This is a genomic window from Oleiphilus sp. HI0086 (genome assembly GCF_001635225.1).
Genome location: NZ_LWFZ01001160.1, coordinates 1 through 463 on the forward strand (window position 1 = coordinate 1; position 463 = coordinate 463).

Here is a 463-nt window from a genome sequence, read left to right on the forward strand (position 1 = left end):
GTTAAAATACCAAAGGTTACCGGAACTGCGACTTCTTTAGTGCCATTGATCGCGGCTTCCAAACCTGACTCAGAACGCCGCAGGTGAGAGTATATATTCTCGCCGGTAACAATGGCGTCATCGACGACTATCCCCAGAATAACAATAAAGCCGAAGAGGCTAATCACGTTAATGGTAATATCGAACAATGGCATCACTAACAATGCGCCCATAAAGGAAACCGGTATACCAATGCAGACCCAAAAAGCAATGGCAGGACGCAGAAACAAAGTCAGCAAGAGCAGGACTAATATACCGCCCTGTATGGCATTATCTGAAAGCGTTTTCAGACGCTTTTTAACGATTTTTGAGCGGTCATGCCAAGCATCAAGCTGAACGCTTTCGGGTAATGAAGACTCAGCTTCCTGCAAATAGGCCCTGACTTTATCCGCCACATCGATAGCACTTTGCTGACCGACACGAT

1 protein-coding gene is annotated in these 463 nt (G+C 46.2%); it reads right to left on the minus strand.

Annotation, left to right across the window (positions count from 1 at the left end):
- A partial coding sequence (locus A3756_RS20370) for an efflux RND transporter permease subunit (protein ID WP_197481421.1) occupies positions 1-463 on the minus strand: 463 nt, incomplete at both ends.